Origin of the sequence: Maribacter sp. 4U21 (assembly GCF_002742365.1) — a bacterium.
Classification (GTDB): domain Bacteria; phylum Bacteroidota; class Bacteroidia; order Flavobacteriales; family Flavobacteriaceae; genus Maribacter.
On record NZ_MDGN01000054.1, the window covers coordinates 182,307 to 201,879 of the forward strand.

At 39.8% G+C, this 19,573-nt stretch carries 12 protein-coding genes and 1 pseudogene; 9 read left to right on the top strand and 4 right to left on the bottom strand.

Annotation, left to right across the window (positions count from 1 at the left end):
* Positions 1 to 35 precede the first annotated feature (35 nt).
* Positions 36 to 944 (bottom strand): NifU family protein, encoded by a 909-nt coding sequence (locus tag BFP77_RS11685; protein WP_099574203.1) that lies wholly within the window; start codon positions 942 to 944, stop codon positions 36 to 38.
* A 123-nt stretch (positions 945 to 1,067) separates the two neighbouring features.
* Between BFP77_RS11685 and BFP77_RS11690 the strand changes: the two genes are divergently transcribed.
* Positions 1,068 to 2,090 carry a PorP/SprF family type IX secretion system membrane protein gene (locus BFP77_RS11690; RefSeq protein ID WP_099574204.1) on the top strand — a complete coding sequence of 341 codons (1,023 nt, stop codon included), beginning with the start codon at positions 1,068 to 1,070 and terminating at the stop codon, positions 2,088 to 2,090.
* Between the two features lie 53 nt (positions 2,091 to 2,143).
* Here the strand turns inward: BFP77_RS11690 and BFP77_RS11695 are convergent, their stop codons facing one another.
* The gene (locus BFP77_RS11695; protein ID WP_099574205.1) at positions 2,144 to 3,322 is read right to left on the bottom strand and encodes a vWA domain-containing protein; all 1,179 of its coding nucleotides are present in this window, start codon (positions 3,320 to 3,322) and stop codon (positions 2,144 to 2,146) included.
* A gap of 201 nt (positions 3,323 to 3,523) precedes the next feature.
* Here BFP77_RS11695 and BFP77_RS11700 point away from each other — a divergent pair, with 201 nt between their 5' ends.
* The 7 genes from BFP77_RS11700 to BFP77_RS11730 all read left to right on the top strand — a co-directional run bounded on the left by BFP77_RS11700 (position 3,524) and on the right by BFP77_RS11730 (position 16,165).
* The gene (locus tag BFP77_RS11700) at positions 3,524 to 5,728 is read left to right on the top strand and encodes a histidine kinase (RefSeq protein WP_099574206.1); all 2,205 of its coding nucleotides are present in this window, start codon (positions 3,524 to 3,526) and stop codon (positions 5,726 to 5,728) included.
* A complete protein-coding gene (locus tag BFP77_RS11705) occupies positions 5,725 to 6,456 on the top strand; it encodes a LytR/AlgR family response regulator transcription factor (RefSeq protein ID WP_099574207.1) in 732 nt (243 codons plus the stop codon). Before BFP77_RS11700 ends, BFP77_RS11705 begins: the two co-directional genes overlap by 4 nt.
* A gap of 16 nt (positions 6,457 to 6,472) precedes the next feature.
* Entirely contained in the window at positions 6,473 to 6,979 is a 507-nt protein-coding gene (locus BFP77_RS11710; protein WP_099574208.1) for a gamma carbonic anhydrase family protein, read from the top strand.
* An 87-nt stretch (positions 6,980 to 7,066) separates the two neighbouring features.
* On the top strand, positions 7,067 to 7,954 hold the full coding sequence (gene fabD, locus BFP77_RS11715; protein WP_099574209.1) for an ACP S-malonyltransferase: 888 nt from the start codon (positions 7,067 to 7,069) through the stop codon (positions 7,952 to 7,954).
* A gap of 122 nt (positions 7,955 to 8,076) precedes the next feature.
* Positions 8,077 to 13,239: a Calx-beta domain-containing protein gene (locus tag BFP77_RS11720; RefSeq protein WP_180272350.1), complete on the top strand. Its 5,163-nt coding sequence runs from the start codon at positions 8,077 to 8,079 to the stop codon at positions 13,237 to 13,239.
* Between the two features lie 8 nt (positions 13,240 to 13,247).
* Complete coding sequence (locus tag BFP77_RS11725; RefSeq protein ID WP_099574223.1) at positions 13,248 to 14,240, top strand: PorP/SprF family type IX secretion system membrane protein; 993 nt, start codon at positions 13,248 to 13,250, stop codon at positions 14,238 to 14,240.
* A gap of 11 nt (positions 14,241 to 14,251) precedes the next feature.
* Positions 14,252 to 16,165: an OmpA family protein gene (locus tag BFP77_RS11730; protein ID WP_099574211.1), complete on the top strand. Its 1,914-nt coding sequence runs from the start codon at positions 14,252 to 14,254 to the stop codon at positions 16,163 to 16,165.
* Positions 16,166 to 16,190: 25 nt separating this feature from the next.
* Here the strand turns inward: BFP77_RS11730 and BFP77_RS11735 are convergent, their stop codons facing one another.
* Positions 16,191 to 17,441, bottom strand: a complete 1,251-nt coding sequence (locus BFP77_RS11735; protein ID WP_099574212.1) for an NRAMP family divalent metal transporter — start codon at positions 17,439 to 17,441, stop codon at positions 16,191 to 16,193.
* A 21-nt stretch (positions 17,442 to 17,462) separates the two neighbouring features.
* Positions 17,463 to 18,098, bottom strand: coding sequence for a SanA/YdcF family protein (locus tag BFP77_RS11740; RefSeq protein WP_099574213.1), 636 nt, complete (start codon positions 18,096 to 18,098; stop codon positions 17,463 to 17,465).
* Between the two features lie 274 nt (positions 18,099 to 18,372).
* On the opposite strand from BFP77_RS11740, the pseudogene BFP77_RS11745 reads away from it, so the two are divergent.
* Positions 18,373 to 19,473: pseudogene (locus tag BFP77_RS11745) on the top strand (cobalamin-dependent protein); the annotation flags it as partial.
* Between the last annotated feature and the right edge of the window lie 100 nt (positions 19,474 to 19,573).

A 19,573-nucleotide genomic window follows, 5' to 3' on the forward strand; every position in this document is an offset into this window, starting at 1 on the left:
TTATGAAAGAAAGCTCAATGCATCTGTTGGTTTTTTTAGCCGTTTAGGGCTACAACTTCATTTATTTTATCACCCATCATATTCTTTAACATGGTTTCTATTCCGTTTTTTAAAGTAAAAGTCGAAGACGGACAACCGCTACAGGCACCTTGCAGTATCACATTTACCCTACCTGTTTCCTGCTCATAGGATTTGAAAAGAATGTTACCACCATCACTTGCTACGGCCGGCTTAACATACTCTTCTAAAATATCGATGATTTCTTTAGAAGTGTCATCTAGATTTTCTTCCACTGTAACAGCAGTCGTTTCCTTGGTGTCCTCTTTCCCAGCGGATTTGGCATTTCCTAGAACAATCTCTTTACCTTGAGCTATAAAATTACGTATAAGCTCTCTTAGTTCTAAGGTAATATCTTCCCATTCGGCTACCTCATATTTGGATACCGAAACATAATTTTCATCAATAAATACCTCTTTCACGAACGGTAGTTGAAACAGCTCCATCGCTAAAGGAGACATCCTGGCTTCATCAATATTCTTAAATTCGTAGGCCGCACCAACAATTTTCTTACTTGCAACGAATTTCATGGTCGCCGGGTTCGGTGTAACTTCAGCATAGACCGTAATGGCGATTGGTTTGTCTGTATCTTCTTCGATAACAACAGGTTCGCCGGCATTGAGGTACTCCACTAACTGCTGTGCTACTTCATCTTTTACGTCTTCCCAGGCTACGATATCATAGCGTTCCAGACCGATAAAATTACCCGACACATAAACTGTCTTGATAAATGGAAGGTGGAAAAGTTGTTGCGCCAGCGGAGCATTTTGGGCCTCGTCTATGTTTTTATACTCGTAGTTCTTACGTTTAACGAGAAGATGGTTCGTTTCAAATTTAAGTATGGTAGGATTGTTGGTTTTTACAACCGTAATGGTGTACTCTTTCATCGCTATAGAATTTTAAACAAAAATACGAAGGAAATCTAAGTTAAAGCTCATATAATATTGTTAGCATTACGTCGTTATACTTTATATTTAGCGAATATTGAACCTATTTCCTCATTTCCTAAGATGAAATTTAAGCTACTGATCATTTTTTCTTTCCTTGCCTTTGGTCTAAAGTCCTTTGCACAGGAAGGTATACCCGTATATTTTGATTACCTGTCCGATAATTACTATCTAGTATATCCGTCAATGGCAGGGATTGGTCAGGGAGGTAAAATTAGGGCTACTGCGAGAAAGCAATGGTTTGACGTAGAAGATGCGCCCAGTTTGCAGACAGTTAATGCTCACTTTAGATTAGGTGATGGACCCAGCGGAGTAGGAGCAATTGTTTTCAACGATGCCAATGGATATCATTCGCAAACAGGAATGAAACTTACTTATGCACATCACCTTAGAATGGGTGGGGACGATGTAAGGGCCCTAAATCAGTTATCTTTTGGTTTAAGTGGTACAATTTTACAGAGTAGTCTTGACGAAAGTGAATTTAGGTCTGTATTGCAAGACCCTGCAATAGCGGGTATAAAATTGAGTGCATCCTATTTCAATGTTGATTTGGGTTTATCCTATAACTTCATGGAATTTTATGCGCATTTTGCAGTAATCAACGCTTTAACGGGTAGCAGAAGAAATATTTATTATAGAGATAGACAAGATAATCCCGACCAGTTGGTTATTGATAATATTAGAAGGTACCTCATTTCGGCAGGATACGTTTTTGGAAGAAGTGAATGGCAAGTAGAACCTTCTGTACTATTTCAATTGACGGAGTTTACCGAAGAGAAAACCATAGACATCAACGCCAAGGTATACCGTGATGTTGATTTCGGTAGAATTTGGGGCGGTCTATCTTACAGAAGAAGTTTTGACGGGGCTCAGTTCCAGACAGCTAGTGGTTTTGGTGAGCAACGACTGCAGTTGATCACACCGATAATCGGCGCCAATATTAAAAACTTTCTGGTGTCCTACAATTATTCTTATCAAACCGGGGATGTTAGATTTGATAATGGTGGTTTTCATCAGATTACATTGGGGTACGATTTTGGTCAAGCAGAACGTAAGTACGACTGTTACTGTCCGGCGGCACAATAAAAAGAGGCTCTTCCGTTAAAGAAAGAGCCTCCAATAGTACCATAAAAATTGTTTTATTCCCAAATATAGTTCTTTGCTGAGGCCTGCCTTTTGATTGCCTTTAACATGACACCCTCTAAGCCATCTTCGCTTTCATTCTTTTGGTTTTTAGCAATATAGGCCAGTCTTTTGGCATTCAAAGCCTTTATTTCTTTTTGAACCTCTTCTCTCTCGGATTTTTTCATTTCTATAAATTCAATCTTTTCGGTCTTCGATTTTCCACGTAACTCTTTAGGTAAATCTTTATCATCAAGGGAATTTATATCAAATGTCTTATCTCCCGAAGCATCTACCAAGTCCCATTTTTTGTTATTGTAAAGACGCGAGCTTTTGCTCACGGCTCGTTTTACAGCAACAACTTCTTCCATTTCCATGGCATTATTGTCCTGCATTGCTTGGGCCTCAAATTTGGATGCACCCAAGGAGCCGTACCCAAGGTAGGTTTTGTTCAGTTTCGAGTTAAGCTTTATAATGATGTCATCATAAGGGGTGCTCACATGGACTACCTGCCTATTATGGTCAATCGCCATATATTCTCCGCCGCTCAGCGCAGCGCCACTTTTCCAGTTAGATTGTATGCCTTGTTCATAGTTGCCACAGAAGATGGTGTTCACAACAATATCCTTTTCCTTAGCATTGGTTACCGCATCCTTATAATTCAACTTTCCCTGATTAAACGGTTCGTTACCAGCAATAAATATCATTTTTAGGTTATCCGGATTTTTACCCCATTCTAACTGCTTTAAAGAGGTTTGGATGACCGCTCCACAATATTCTTCTCCACCGTTAGTTGTCAATGAAAAGAGTTTTTCAGAAATCTCATCTAAATCATCGCTGAAGTTCAGTACTTGTTGTATGTAGCCTTCCCCAGAGGAAAGGGCATCATTCCCGTATTGATAGATGGCGATTTGTAATTCCGGTCGCATTTCATTACCACATTTGGCGTGTGTAAATTCGTTTACGATATCCCAGAGTTGAGATTTTGCTTGGTTAATAAGTCCGTCCATACTATTGCTTGTATCCAATAGAAGCGCAATTTTAACAGTGTTGTTTTTTTTAGTTGCTTCGTCAGGTTTCATTACTTCAGCTAAAAAAGGCTTTTTTTCTGTCTTTGGTCTAAGTTCGCATCCATAGGTGAACGATAGCGTTAATGTCATTAGGCTCAAGGCTGCTATTCTTTGATAATTTTTCATCTTTTCGTTTTTATTTTGGGATAAATCTAACTGCAAACTTTTTCATGAAATAATGGCTTTGAGGGAATAGGCCTATTGAATGAGTAAAAGCAATCACCGGCTGTGTAAAAGGTCCAAATGGTCAATTTTTATAGGCTTTTTGATGTAGAATCGATTTTTAAGTAATCATAAAATCAGCTAAGTTTACAGTAATTAGACCTTATGAAAAATCTGTTCATATATATACTCTTTGTTTTGCTAGGCGTTCATACTTGTTTTTCACAACAGGGAGGAAGCGTCAAAAAATTCGTGGTGAAGGGAATAGTTCAGGAAAAGGTATCATCACAGCCTATTTCTGGAGTTTCCATATCAACGAGCTCGGGGGAGTATACTGTAACGAACGGCCTTGGCGAATTTAAAATTAGAACGGCCAAAGGCGAAGAATTAACTGTGAAGGATTCGGATTTTGAAACGGTGAAGTATGTAATTAAGAGTGATGAGGATATTAAGGTACTTGTTGAGGATTATGTTCCCAGAAATAGGAGGAGTAGTACTGTTGGAATTTCCAAACGTGAAGCTTCTAAACATCAATCCTTACTGGATTCGGCCGAAACTTACAAGAAAAAAGATATTGCGAAGAGTATTGATTTCGTTGCACGATCCATCGCCGTTTTAGGTAGTAGAGGCAATAAAAATGAATTGGCAAAATCTTTAACCGCTTTGGGAGAAATATATCTTTTTCATAAACAGTATGACTTGGCCATAGATAATTTTGAAGATGCCCTTGAAGCCAACAAATCAATAAAAACCTCCCTTTTATTGGGGGAAACCTTGATTGTTAATAAACAGTACCAAGAGGCTGATAAAGTTCTTGACCTGTTGATGGAGTTACAAAATATGGTACCCTACCAACGGGTTACTTTATTTGAGCTTTTAGGAGATATTAAAAAGGGCTTAAATGACGTCAAAGCTGCTGTCTCCTTTTATAACGAAGGACTAAAGGTGGCCACAAAGAACCAGATTACGCCCAAGATGACAGATTTAAATTCTAAGATCGCTGATGCTTATTCGCAAGGAAATCAATTGATGGAGGCAGAAGCCTATTATGGCAATTCACTTGAATTGGCAAATAAACTTGCTCCTAAGCGCGCTTTACAGGAAAAGGAGAAGGTGGCGGATTTTTATAATAAAAAAAGTCAATTTAATGAAGAGATCGCTTTGCGTAAGAATAGTTTGGTGGAACTGGATAAACTCAATTTTCCCAAAAGTAAAGCTAGGAGGCAAGAAATGGGCGACACGATAACCGCGCAACGCATTAATTACAAAATAGCGAATGCGTACATAGCCCAAGATAAGTACAGTGAAGCAATTCCCTATTTGGAAAGAAGTATTGTAGAAGCGGATTCCGAGAACGACTTGGTCGTACAAAAAGATGCCACGCGTAAACTATCAGAAGTTTATGAGTTTAACGGGGATTTTGACAAAGCATTAGAGACCTATCAATCCTATGTTACCTTGGTAGATACCCTTTATATAAGAAAAGAGCAGGAAATCTCTAGAGCGGCCCGTTTTAATCGTGAAATAGCAGCAACGCAAAGCAGAATAACTGGTCTGGAACAAGAGCGGGAGCTATCTCAAAGCAAGTATGATCTGGCCTTGACTGAACAAGAACTATCTGAGGAGAGCTATAAACGTCAACGTTGGGTAATCTATTCCTTAATTGTGGGACTGTTGCTAACCGGTTTGGCGGCTTTCTTTTTTTATAGAAGTAATCAACAGCAAAAGCTGGCCAATAATTTATTAGCGCTCAAATCTTTGCGATCCCAAATGAACCCTCATTTTATTTTCAATGCACTTAATTCCGTTAACAATTATATCGCAAAAAGCGACGAACGAAGTGCCAATAGATATTTAAGTGAATTTTCAACACTAATGCGGTCAGTGCTAGAAAATTCGGAAGAGGACTTTATTCCCCTGGCAAAAGAATTACAATTATTAGAATTGTATATAAAATTAGAGCACTCTAGATTTCCGGATAAGTTTGATTACGAAATCAAAATTGATGATAATGTCGATATTTCTTCGTTTCAAATACCGCCGATGTTGCTACAACCCTATATAGAAAATGCTATTTGGCATGGGCTAAGATATAAAAAGGATAAAGGTGTTCTTAAGGTTAATGTAACATCGAAAAGTGAAAGAGCACTAGAGATTAGTATTACCGATGATGGCATTGGAAGAAGAAGATCAGCAGAACTTAAGACTGCAAACCAGAAAAAGCAAAAGTCTAAGGGCATGGGTAATATAAAACAGCGAGTGGCCATTTTAAACGATATGTATAAGGATAAGGTAGCCGTTGTAATCACCGATTTAATGGAATCTGGTCAAGGTACCAGAGTAATTTTTACCATAAAGAAGGATAAATGAATTTAAAAGCCATAATAGTCGAGGACGAGTCCAATAGTCGGGAAATTTTAAGGAATTACTTGAAAAAATATTGCCCAAGAGTGGATTTAGTAGGTGAGGCCGCATCAATCAAGGAAGGTCTTACACTTATTGGCAACCATAATCTGGACTTGGTTTTCTTGGACGTAGAAATGCCTTTTGGAAATGCCTTTGACCTTCTTGAAAAAATACCTGAACGTAGTTTTGAAATAGTATTTGTAACCGCGTATGACCACTATGCTAAGGATGCGCTGAATGAGCATGCGGCCTATTATTTGATGAAACCAATAAATATTGATGAACTTATTAAAGCTGTAGACTACGTACTTGAGGTGAAAGAAAAGGAAAATAAACTACAGGAACGCGTCTTGAATTCCAAATCGAAAGGAGTACGTGGTAAGTTGACGCTTCCCCAACAAGATGGATTCCAAGTTTTGAATATAGAGGAAATCCTATACTGTAAAGCAGATGATAATTATACGGAAATATTCTTGGAGAACAAGAAGATTTTAGTGAGTAAGACTTTAAAGTATTTTGAGGAGGCCCTATCTAATTTTCCTTTTGCACGGGTCCATAAATCGTATCTTGTGAACGTTAATGAAGTGGTCAAATATAGGAGAGGTAAAGGCGGTAGTGTTATGATATCCAATGGAAAGGAACTAATGGTCTCTGCCTCAAAAAAGAAAGAGTTTCTTGCTTACTTCGATTAAAATATACAATAGCAACATGATAAAATCAGTACGTGGTCATACGCCAAAAATAGGAGAGGATTGTTTTATTGCCGAAAATGCTACTATAGTTGGCGAGGTATCCATGGGGGCCCAATGTAGCATCTGGTTCAATGCTGTTTTAAGGGGAGACGTTCATTTTATAAAGATGGGAGACAAAGTAAATGTGCAGGATGGAGCCGTAGTTCATTGTACCTATAAAAAAGCGCCAACGACGATAGGGAATAACGTATCAATAGGACACAATGCCATTGTACACGGCTGCACTATTAAGGACAATGTATTGGTGGGTATGGGTAGTATTATCATGGACGATTGCGTCGTTGAGTCTAATTGTATCATCGCTGCCGGTGCGGTATTGACCAAAGGAACCCATGTACCATCGGGAACCATTTACGCAGGGATGCCTGCCAAAAAAATCAAGGATATTAGTCCGGAATTGAGTACGGGAGAGATTAACCGCATTGCAGAAGCTTATATAACATATTCAGGATGGTTCAAATGAAAGGGGGTAGCGTATCTATTTTTCGAATGATACGGTTATTTGTGGGTGAATATTATATCCTTATTTTTGCCCTCTAAATCAAAAATTATGAACGCTTATATATTTCCGGGACAAGGAGCTCAGTTCGTAGGTATGGGACTAGACCTCTATGAGAAATCGTCTCTTGCAAAAGATATGTTTGGGAAAGCAAACGATATTTTAGGATTTGATATTACCGCAGTGATGTTCAACGGTACGCCGGAAGGGCTCAAGGAGACAAAAGTGACACAGCCTGCTATTTTTCTGCATTCCGTTATCCTATCTAAAGTTATGGGTGAATCATTTAAGCCAGATATGGTTGCAGGCCATTCTTTGGGTGAGTTTTCAGCTTTGGTGGCAAACAACTCATTGTCTTTTGAAGATGGGTTGAAATTAGTTTCGCAAAGAGCTATGGCCATGCAAAAGGCATGTGAATTGCAACCAAGTACAATGGCGGCGGTTTTGGGCTTAGCAGATGAACTTGTAGAAAAAATATGTTCCGATACTCCCGGAGTGGTCGTAGCTGCAAATTATAACTGTCCAGGTCAGTTGGTAATCTCGGGAGAGGTCGAGGCTATCAATGTAGCTTGTGAAAAGATGAAGGAAGCAGGCGCCAGACGCGCTTTAGTGTTGCCTGTAGGCGGCGCTTTCCATTCTCCCTTAATGGAACCGGCACGTGAAGAATTGGCCACGGCCATTGCAGATACACAATTTGGCGTGCCAACTTGTGCCATTTACCAAAATGTTAGTACTACTCCCGTTACAGAGGCAGAAGCCATCAAAAAGAATTTAATTCTACAATTAACGGCACCCGTAAAATGGACGCAAAGTGTTAGAAACATGTATAAAGATGGGGCCACTATGTTTACGGAAATAGGGCCTGGTAGGGTTTTGCAGGGTTTGGTGCGGAAAATAGAGCCAAACGCGCAAACGCAATCTCCTACTTTCGAATCATAACTTTTATAGGTCTATTCTGTATTTCAACCCAAAAAGCCTTTTTTAATCTGTTAATTAAAGGTTTAGCTATTTTTTTTAGTAATATTAAACCCCTTTTTTACTTTTTGTCATAATTCTATGGAGTGGACAAAAGAACTGATATGAACATGAAAAATACGCTTGGCCTTCAAAATCTACTTACTATCAAAAAGCCTATTGCATTTTGGTATGCTGTGCTACCACTCTTTTTCTTTACCACCTTGGTTAGGGCCCAAGAGCTGTCCATTAATGATGTGACTGAGGATGAAGATGTCGGTAATATGGTGTTTACCGTAACACTAGATGCTATAGCTCCAGGTGGCTTTACGGTAGGTTATACCTTCAATGATGATGAAGCCATCGGCGGTTTGGACTATGATAATACCATAGGTCCCGCCCTTGTATTTGCAGGTTTGGCAGGCGAAACTCGGACTATTACTGTACCCATTATCGACGACTTCATTGATGAGGTGGACAATGAAGACTTTGAGGTTATTCTGGGTACGCCAAGTGATGCAGGCGTTGACATAGATGACGGTGTGGGAAGAGGAAGGATAAGAGATAACGATGTCGCTGGTGTAACGGTCAATACCTTAACGGGTAATACCACTGAAGGTGGCGGGACAGCTACCTTTACCTTTACACTCGATAGTGAACCCACCGATCAGGTTAGAATTCTAATAAATGGATATGATGCTACGGAAACCTCTGGGCCTGCTGCTGTATTTTTGGACGATACGAACTGGAATACGGGGGTAGATTTGATAATTACAGGTGTAGACGATAATATTATAGATGGTGATATCGATGATCTTATAAACACGGGTAATGTTACCTCGAACACAGATTCATTTTATGATGGATTAACGGGTGGTGATGTACCACAACTGACGGTTACCAACGTGGACGATGATGTGGCTGGTGTCAATGTATCTGCAATTAGCGGAGATACTGGTGAGGATGGTACGCAGGCTACCTTTACCGTTACGCTGACAAGTCAGCCTACAGGTACCGTCAGTATAGTCTTAAGCAGTAATAATACAGATGAGGGAATTGTTCCCGCGTCTGTTACAATAGCCGCCGCAGATTGGGATACCGGTGAAGTTGTCACCGTTACTGGTGTCGATGATTTAACTGCTGATGGAGATGTTGCCTACACTATTATAACAGGAAATGTTACATCGGGAGATGCGGATTACAATGTCTTAAACGGTGCTTCAGTAGCAAATGTTCCGGTCACAAATTTAGATAATGATAGTATAGGTTTTTCTATTACGGAACTTGGAGGAACTACAGAAACATCTGAACCGGATATCGAGGAAAATTTTGATTTGGTTTTGACTAGCCAACCAACGACAAATGTAGTCCTGAATATTGTCTCTTCGGATACGGGAGAGGCTACGGTGAGTCCTGCTTCGGTTATCTTTACTCCGGCAAACTTTAATGTTGCGCAGCGAGTTGTGGTTACAGGTGTGGATGATGCTATAGTAGACGGACTCCAGAATTATACGATAACGGTAAGTGTTGACGATGCAGCTAGTGATGACGCTTTTGATGGTCTACCGGATGGAATCATCAACGCAACTAATGCCGATGATGATAGTTATATAGCTACCATTGCCGCAACTTCGGCTACTGCCGAAGAAGGTAATCCGGCAACGGAGGGTACATTTATCGTTGATATAGGCACACCAAATACCTCTGGGGCTCCCATCATAGTAAATTTCACCATTACAGGTACGGCTACCAATATCACGGATTATTTGGATATCGGAACGAGTATAGCAATTGCTGATGGGGACCAAACTGCGGAGATAACCGTTACTCCTACCGATGATCTCTTGGTAGAAGGCACTGAGACGGTTACAGTTACTTTGGCGACTGGGACGGGATACGACTTAGGTGCTGTTGCCACTAGAACTGGGACCGTAAATATTGCTGATAACGATGTTTTTGAAGCATCTATATCAGCAACAGACGCCGATGCCGCGGAGAATACTCCGGCAAATGCAGTGGGAACCTTTACGGTGAGATTAGATGCTGTGAACAATACGGGTAATCCGGTAATAGTGAATTTTACCGCTAGCGGAACGGCAACGAACGTTGCTGATTATGGTGATATCGGTTCTAGTGTTAGCATCCCAGATGGAAGTCAGACCGCAGCAATTACGATACGTCCGGTCGATGATACCATTGTAGAAGGACAGGAAAGTGTTACTATCACTTTAGGTTCTGGAACAACTTACGTAGTTGCAGCGAACCCAGATAATTCAGACACCGTAAACATTACCGATAATGATAATCTAACGGCAACTATTGTGGCAACGGATGCTAGCGCTACGGAAAATACGCCGGCTACCTCCACGGGACTATTTACCATAGATTTGGGCGCACCGAATACATCAGGCGGACCAATTACCGTTAATTACACCATTGCTACTGGTGCCGGTAACGCGATGAATGGTACGGATTATACGACTATTGGAACAAGTTTGACGATACCTACGGGACAACAAACGGGTACCATTTCCATAGTCCCTACGGATGACAACATTCAAGAAACCGTTGAAACCGTTATCTTGAATTTGGCTACTGGGACGAATTACGTATTGGGAGCTGCACCAACACGGACCGCTACGGTGAACATCAATGATAATGATAGGGCTACGCTAACTATTTTAGACCAAGCTGTAAACGAAGATGTTGCGACGGGTGTTTTAGAGTTCGATGTGACTTTGGATATTGCCGTGGACGGAGGTACAAGAGTAACGTACAGCTTTTCTGATGATACCGCAATCGGCGGTGGTACGGATTATACGGGTACGCCAGATGAGCTGAATTTTACCGGTACCGCTGGGGAAATAGAGACCATTTCCGTAACAATAAATAACGATCAGTTATTGGAACAGACAGAAACTTTCTTTGTGCAGTTGGCCACACCGACCAATGGCGTTGCCCTAGCTGATGGCGGGGACGCCATAGGAACAATTAACGATGATGATAATTGTGCGCCTGCACCAATATTGGATACTACGGTTCCGACAGTGTTTTGTGACGTAATAGACGTTAGTTTGAACGACTACACCAATAGTACCGCTCCTGCGGGTACAGAATTGAGATGGAGTACGCTCTCGAATCCATTGAATGAAAATGCATACCTAACGGCTGCTCAGGTCGCTAACCCGCCGAACGATGGTTCTTACTTTGGGTTCTTTTTAGATGATAATGGAACACCAAATAATTTTGACGATGATTGTGCCAGCGGAACGATAGAAGTTGAGCTTACCCTTAACACGACACCAACACTAGTGAGCGTCACCAATAATGAAAGATGTGATACCGGTACGGTATTACTCAGCGCAGTGGCCAGTGATGGTGCTTCCATTAACTGGTACGATGTTCCGACCGGAGGAACTGTTTTGGCTACAGGTACAAGTTTTACTACTCCCACAATTAGCAGTACAAGATCTTTTTACGCAGAAGCGGTGGAAAATGGCTGTGCTACAGATAGGCAGGAGGTTATTGCTACGGTCGGTTTTCAGGCAAGTGCTGGGATAGCTACAGATGCCTCTGCCTGTAGTGTTGCAGCTAACGGACCCGTAAGCTTGGATTTGGACGATAGATTATCAGGTCAAGATGCCGGTGTTTGGGCCATAACGACTGACCCTTCATCAAGTATTGTTTTAGGTGATGATAATACTGTAGATTTCACAGATTTACCTGACGGGAATTATGTATTTACCTACACAACAACGGGTTCTACGGCGCCCTGTACAGATGTTTCTGTAGACGTTACCATTTCAGTAAGTGATTGTGATACGGATGCGGATGGGGATGGTTTGTTAGGTGGCGAAGAAGCGACTTTGGGAACGGATCCGAATAACCCGGATACGGACGGAGATGGTATAAATGATGGGGACGAAACCGGTCCGGATGTCAACAATCCATTGGATGAAGACAACGACGGTATCATAGATGCCTTGGATTCCAATGTTTTGGACTCTGACAATGATGGTGTAAATGACCAACAGGATCCTGCAAACGCTAACCCATGTATTCCAGATAATACCAACGGTTTGTGTGATACCGATGGAGATGGTATTTCTGATGGGGATGAGGAGGCTAATGGTACTGACCCATTAGATGCTTGTGACCCTAATTTAACACCCGATTGTGAACCAGACCCTATTGATCTTGAAATTATTAAGGTGGTGGATGATCCGGATGCGGTAATCGGTGATACGGTGGTTTTCACGGTTCGTGTTAACAATTTATCGGATAGCAGGGTTTTGGGAATAAAAATTGGTGAGCTCCTAGAGACGGGATTTGAGTATATGAGCCACGTCACAAGCAATACCAATGATGTTTATGACCCAATAACGGGGGAATGGGACGTTTTAGAACTATCTCCTCTAGGTAATGCGCAATTACAGTTAACTGTAACTATTTTAGAAGATGGTGTTTACTCCAACACAGCTACTTTACTAGAATCGTTTCCTTTGGATAACAATGAAGAGAATAATGAAGCTGCCGTAATCCTGGAAATAGAAGTTCCTGAGGGGATTAATCTTTCGGTAATTAAATCAGTAGACAACGATAACCCTTTATTAGGAGAAACTATTACCTTTAAAATAGTGGCTACCAATTTATCTACAGAGAATCAGATGGTGTCCAATATAGTTATAGAGGATGTAATTTCAACGGACATCGATTCAGGATTTGTTTATATTTCCCATAGTACATCCAACGGAAATTATGATCAAACAACAGGTCAGTGGGAAATAGAAACACTTTTAGGAAACGAGGAGGCAGAGCTAGAGATTACGGTTGAAGTTCCCAGTTTAGGTACTTTCAGTAATACGGCATCATTGCTTCGTTCCTCTCCTAGAGACGGCGATGCTTCTGATAACGTTTCAACAGTTGCTGTGGAAGTACTGGAGAGAACGCGACGAGATCCCGGGTTTTTGTATAATCAGTTTTCACCTAATGGAAGGGACGGGAATGAAGTGTTACGGATAAATTTAGAAGATACTGATACACGTTCTTTTGCGGATATCGTTTATAGTATGAAGATATTTGATCGCTATGGTTCGCTAATATTTGAAGTGGATAGCCAATCAGTATCCAACCAACCAGTTGCAGACGTTTGGGACGGTACTTATGAGGGAAAAGATGCGCCAAAAGGAACTTACTTTTACATACTTAACTATTCCATCAATAATGGTATTCCGGTAACCGATAAGGGATGGATACAATTGATACGATAAAAGGTACTATGGATTGTAAAATATATAAGTCAGGATATACTTTTGTCCTTAGTTTTTTACTCTTGTCTATAACAGTGGGCACGACGGTGTACGGTCAAAAAGAACCGCAGTACACTCAGTACATGTACAATATTGGGAGTTTTAACCCTGCCTATGTGGGTACTGTCGAAAATGCGGAAATCGCTGGATTGTATAGAGCTCAGTGGATAGATATCCCCGGTGCTCCAAGAACCATACGATTCGGAACCAACTTGCCTTTTAAGAATGAAAAGATGGGCTTGGGTATTAATGTTGTAAATGACCAATTGGGCCCGCAGACACAGACGTATGCAGACCTGTCCTATTCATATCAAGTAAACTTAACGGATGAAACCAAACTTTCATTTGGTCTAGATGCAGGAGGTTCCTTCTTGAACATCGATTTCTCTAAAGGAACCTTCGAAAACCCTGGGGAACCATTGAATGAAGAGAACGTGAGTAGATTTTATCCTACAGTGGGGGCCGGTACGTTTTTGTATGGAGATAATTGGTACCTGGGAGCTTCCATTCCAAACTTTTTAACGGAAGGAGTATATAACGACGACGTAGCCTCAATTGTAGAGGACAGAATGCAGTTTAACTTTATTGGAGGATATGTCTTTAACTTCTCGGACGGCCTAAAATTTAAACCTGCATTTTTGATTAATTCCCTTCAAGGTGCACCACTGAATATTAACGTCTCAGCTAATTTTTTGATATCCAATGTTTTTACGGCCGGCGTTTCCTATCGTGTGGAGAATGCATTTAGTGGCTTGGCAGGTTTTCAGATTTCCAGTGGAACATTTATTGGTTACTCGTACGATTATAATACCAATGCGTTGGGAGAATTTAATAATGGTTCGCATGAAATTATATTGAAATTTTTCCTTGGAAAAGGCGGAGGTAGTTCCACGGATAAGAACAATAAGAACAAAAATGCCAAGGGTAAGCCAAAACAGATTGATACACCAAGATTCTTTTAAATAAACGGGATATGAAATTTAAATTACTCATCGTATTTCTTCTAGTGATATCCTCTTCTCTTTTTGCTCAAAATAAAAATTCAAAGGGAGATAACCTTTTTTACGGTTATCAATATGAAGCGGCTATTGCAGCATATAATAAGGAAAAAACGAAGGCACCTTTAAAGAACAGCCAGGTTCTCAATCTAGCAGATGCTTACTTTAAAACGGGTAAATACGATGAGGCCTCTGAATTGTACATGCAGGTAAATAAAAACGATACCATAATGTCTGTGCACCGTTTTAACAAGATGCTTCAAAGCATGTCCAAAGGTAAAAATAAGGAAAGGATTCGGGCATTTCTAAAGTCTAAATCTCCTATGTTGTCTTCTGAATTGATAGAAAATGCAGCGTTTAATTATGAGCTTTTGGGCGCTTCTGAAGAACCGGACGAAGTTAATATCACAAACCTTAGCATAAATTCACCGCAGGGGGATTTTTCTCCCGCATTCTACAAAGAGAGTCTTCTGTTCAGCAGTGGTAGACCTCAAAAATCTAAAGGGGTTTACAAGCCTTCGGGCGAATCTTATTTGGATATTTATTTTGGTGAAATAGCCACTGACGGTGACGTAATCAATAGTGCTGCCTTCACAAAGATTCCAGAGTCCAAGTTCCATAAATCTACTCCTTTCTTTTCTGAAGAACTGAATCGGTTTTTCTATATACTTTCCAATACGCAGGAGGGTGAAATGGCTTTTGACGATAACGGCAAAAATGCGTTGGCCATAGGAATGCTATATGATAGCGGTCAGTTTCGTTTTTTACTAAAGGATTTAAGTACTTCTTTCTACTATCCGTTTTTTGAGGCTTCTAGCCAAAGACTATATTTTTCGGCAAATTTTGAGGACGGTTACGGTGGTACCGATTTGTACTATGTTTTAATGAACAATGGACAAATTATGTCGGCGCCAATAAATTTGGGACCTAGAATTAATTCTCCAGGAAATGAAATAGCCCCTTTTATACATAACGGAAGTTTATATTTTTCTTCGGATGTGTTTTATGGTTTAGGTGGTATGGATGTTTATAAATCCAATATTCAAGGTCAGGAATCTTATAGCATACCTGTGAATATAGGAGAAGGAATTAATTCACAAGCGGATGATTTTGGCTTTATTATTAAAGAAGACGGTGATAAGGGGCTTACGGGCTATTTAGCATCCAATCGGGCAGGGGGCAAGGGAGGTGACGATATCTATAGCTTTGAACTAAGCGAAGCACCAGGATTAAAAACTTTTGGACTAAAAGGTAAAGTGGTCAATCTGTCTTCTAAAGATGGGATATCTAAAGCACAAGTTAGGTTATTAAGTAGAGAGGGAGAAGTCTTGAAAGAGGTATATTCCAGTGCAGATGGTAGTTTCTCTTTTGAAATTCCTTGGCAAGAACAAGTCACTATTCAAGCTACTAAAGAGCGTTATTCTATTTTTTCAGCGGCTTATTCAGCAGAAGGAATGGAAGAAGTACAGAAAAGTCCTTATAACATGGGTCTAGCTCTGTTAGATGATTTAATAGAAATCAAAGAAGATAAAACCGTGTTAAAACTGAATAAGTTTTATTTTGATAAGAATAAGAGTACGGTAAATGCTAGTGTCATTAATGAATTGGATAAGGTCGTTGATGCGGTCAAAAGATTCCCACAACTGAAGCTTAGAATAGAAACGCACACGGATAGCAGAGGTAGCTCAGCTTACAACAAAAAACTTTCTCAAAGGAGATCGGACGCTATTAAGATTTATCTTCTAAAAAATGGTCTGTCTTCCAATAATATTATTGAAGCTGTAGGTTACGGGGAAGAAAAGATCAAGAATAATTGTACCAACGGAGCATATTGTCTAGATTTTCTTCATAAACAGAACGAAAGAACGCTTATAGAGGTTGTTGAATAGTTGCTTACGGGTGTTTCGTATGATCTTAAGCGATTACGATATAGAAGTAATACATAGAAAAGCAGGATAGAAACAAAATACCAATGTAAGTAAGTATTTGTAAATTCCTATTCGGACGATATTCCTTCGATACATCCTTGCTCATTACAATTTTTAGGTTCATATATCCAATGATAGGAGCAACAACGAAAGAAACAAAGGTAGCCAAGGCGACCAGATTTCCCATATTCGCTGCAAATGCCGCAATAACGATAAAGTTTACAACCGCTAGTAAAAGAACGATTATTGCAAAGTTTCTTTTAGTTTTTATTTCTTTTTTAGTTGGAAATAGTAAATCAATGATATCAAGACTTACCCTGCTCACGGCATCATGCGCGGTCATACAAGTACTGAACATGGTTGCAAAAGCAGAGATGGCAATAAATATATAGGCCCATGAACCTATATGTGTGGTAAACAATTGTACCACTTGATCTGCGAAACTAACTGCATTATTACTCAAAATGGTATTGGTTCCGTAAAGTGTAAACCAACCGATCACCATAAAAAACAAAGCAAGGATTCCTGTTAAGACATACCCAACATTAAATTCTTGGAGCGATTCTTTAAGGGTGGGTTTTTCTTGGTTTTTCCATTTTTCTATACTCCAAAGACTTACCCAACTAGAGGCTTCTACTGTGGTCGGCATCCAACCCATCAAGCCTATTAAAAATAAAATTCCAACCTCATTAAAAATTGGAGTAGCTACAAAATCGTCGACAGGTTCTACTTGACCTTGCGCTACAACCAGAGCCGTAGTTACAATAAGTGCTAAAAACAAGATACTTACCACAAACTTTAGACTTACTTCCAAAAACTTATATCTGCCTATAATCAAAAGTGCACTGATCAGCATAAAAAGACCTAGGGCTACACTGCTTACTGAAAATTCAGTCACCTTAAATAGGTTAATGAAAAGACCCGAAGTTACCGTATATAAGGCGGCAAGAATAGTAAACGTAGTGATTAGGTTAATGAAAGCATAAAATAACAAATAGCCTTTGCCTCTATTTAAATAACCTTCAATTAATGTCTTGTTGGTAACGCTGGTGTAGCGCACACCGAATTCAAAAAATGGGTATTTTAGAATGTTGGCCAGCACTATGGGTATAGCCATTATCCACCCATATTTAGCCCCTGCCTTTGTAGATAGTACAAGATGAGAAGTGCCAATTGCCATGCTTGCAAATAAGAGGCCTGGACCTAAGTTTCTAAGCAATACTTTTGTTTTGGACATTATTTCTAATAAAGTTGGATGTTAGTGGATCAGAATTTTTTCTCCATAGAACCTGGGTTGGGTTTTCAGGGCCAAATCTAAAAATACCTTTACCCGGGCAAAATACTCCCGGAACTGTATTTTTAATCCCGCCTCCAAGGGGATGTCCTTGGCATTATAACCTATTGCGTTCAGTCCTTTTCTAGCTGCTAGATAAATAGCTCTCTCATTATGGAATTTTTGAGAAATAATGGTTACTTCTTGCAGCCCAAAAACTATTTTGGCCCTGAATACGGAATCTAAAGTTCTGAAACCGGCGTAATCCAGAAAAATTCTTTCTTCAGGGATACCGGCCCTTATTAAGTCTTTTTTCATTGTCGTGGGCTCATTATAGTAGATACTACCATTATCCCCACTAACCAAAATGTATTCAATCTTACTTGCTCTGAATAGAGTAACTGTCGCCGATATTCTATTGGAATAGTAAGGGTTGGGTGCTCCTCCTTTCAGCTTTTTAGAAGTTCCCAGAATTAAGCCTACTTTATTTTTGGGCGTTTTTGAGACCGAACTGTATGTCTTGCCTTCTGCGAAACAATTAATTATATAATTGGAAAGTATTAATGCTACTAGGAATAGACCAAGTATCAAAAGAGTGAGTCTTGTGATTTTTTTTCGCATTGCCAAGAGATAATAGTATAAAGGTAGCGAAATGACCAGAGTATACAGGGTTTAATATTTGGATATCCATTATTTAAGAATCTTATGACCGGAATTACATTTAATACATCAATTTTAGGAAATCTTTCTTTTTTGTGGTTTTCAATTTATTCAAACCCTTAGAAATAAGTCACCGTTTTCTTGTAAATAATAATTTATCCACAGTGCTACTGCTGTTCGAGCATAATGAAAATACTTAAATTTAAGAGAGGGTCTAAGCTTTAAACACTTCACTATGAAACAGCTATCAGTTTACAAACCGAATAATAAAACTAGAATTGTTACCGCAGCTTCACTTTTTGACGGGCATGATGCAGCTATCAATATTATGAGGAGAATCATACAGGCAACGGGAGTAGAGGTTATTCATCTCGGTCATGACCGTAGTGTCGAGGAAGTGGTAAACACGGCCATTCAAGAAGACGTCAATGCTATCTGTATTACATCATATTAAGGGGGACATAATGAGTACTTTAAATATATGTTCGACCTTCTAAAAGAAAAGGATAGTCATCATATAAAAATTTTCGGTGGTGGTGGGGGAGTTATACCTCCCGAAGAAATTAAGAGTTTAATGGTCTACGGCATTGCAAGATTATATTCGCCTGATGATGGCAGGGAAATGGGACTGCAAGGTATGATAAATGACTTGGTAAAAAGTTCGGATTTTCCTACGGGAGAATCATTGACGAATGAAATGGAGGGATTAAAATCCAAAGATAATAAGGCTATAGCCAGACTTATTTCTGTCGCAGAAAATTTCCCGAAAAACGCTAAAGAGGCACTCGACAAGGTTGCTAAGCTGGTCAAAGCTTCTGCTTCGCCAGTATTAGGTATTACGGGTACTGGTGGTTCTGGAAAATCGTCTTTGGTAGATGAGATAGTAAGGCGTTTTTTAATGGATTTTCCCGAAAAGACTGTAGGTATAATTTCCGTTGACCCTTCTAAAAGAAAGACCGGCGGGGCATTATTAGGAGATCTTATTAGGATGAACGCCATCAATGATAAACGTGTTTATATGCGGAGTTTGGCTACCCGCCAATCCAACTTAGCCTTGTCGAAGCATGTAAACAAAGCTGTTGAAATATTAAAGGCTTCTGGGTTTGATTTAATTATTTTAGAGACTTCGGGTATTGGCCAGTCTGATACCGAAATTATAGAACACAGCGATGTCTCTCTATATGTGATGACCCCTGAATTTGGTGCTGCTACGCAGTTGGAAAAAATAGATATGTTGGATTTTGCGGACTTGGCCGCAATAAATAAGTTTGATAAAAGAGGGGCTTTAGATGCGGCAAGAGATGTAAAAAAACAATACAAACGTAATCATAACCTATTGTAAGCTTCCCTTAAAACCGAACTGTTTAAAAGTAGAATAATAATCTTTAATTTTAAACAGTATTATGAGGAAGAGCAAATTTTCACCCGTGCAGATC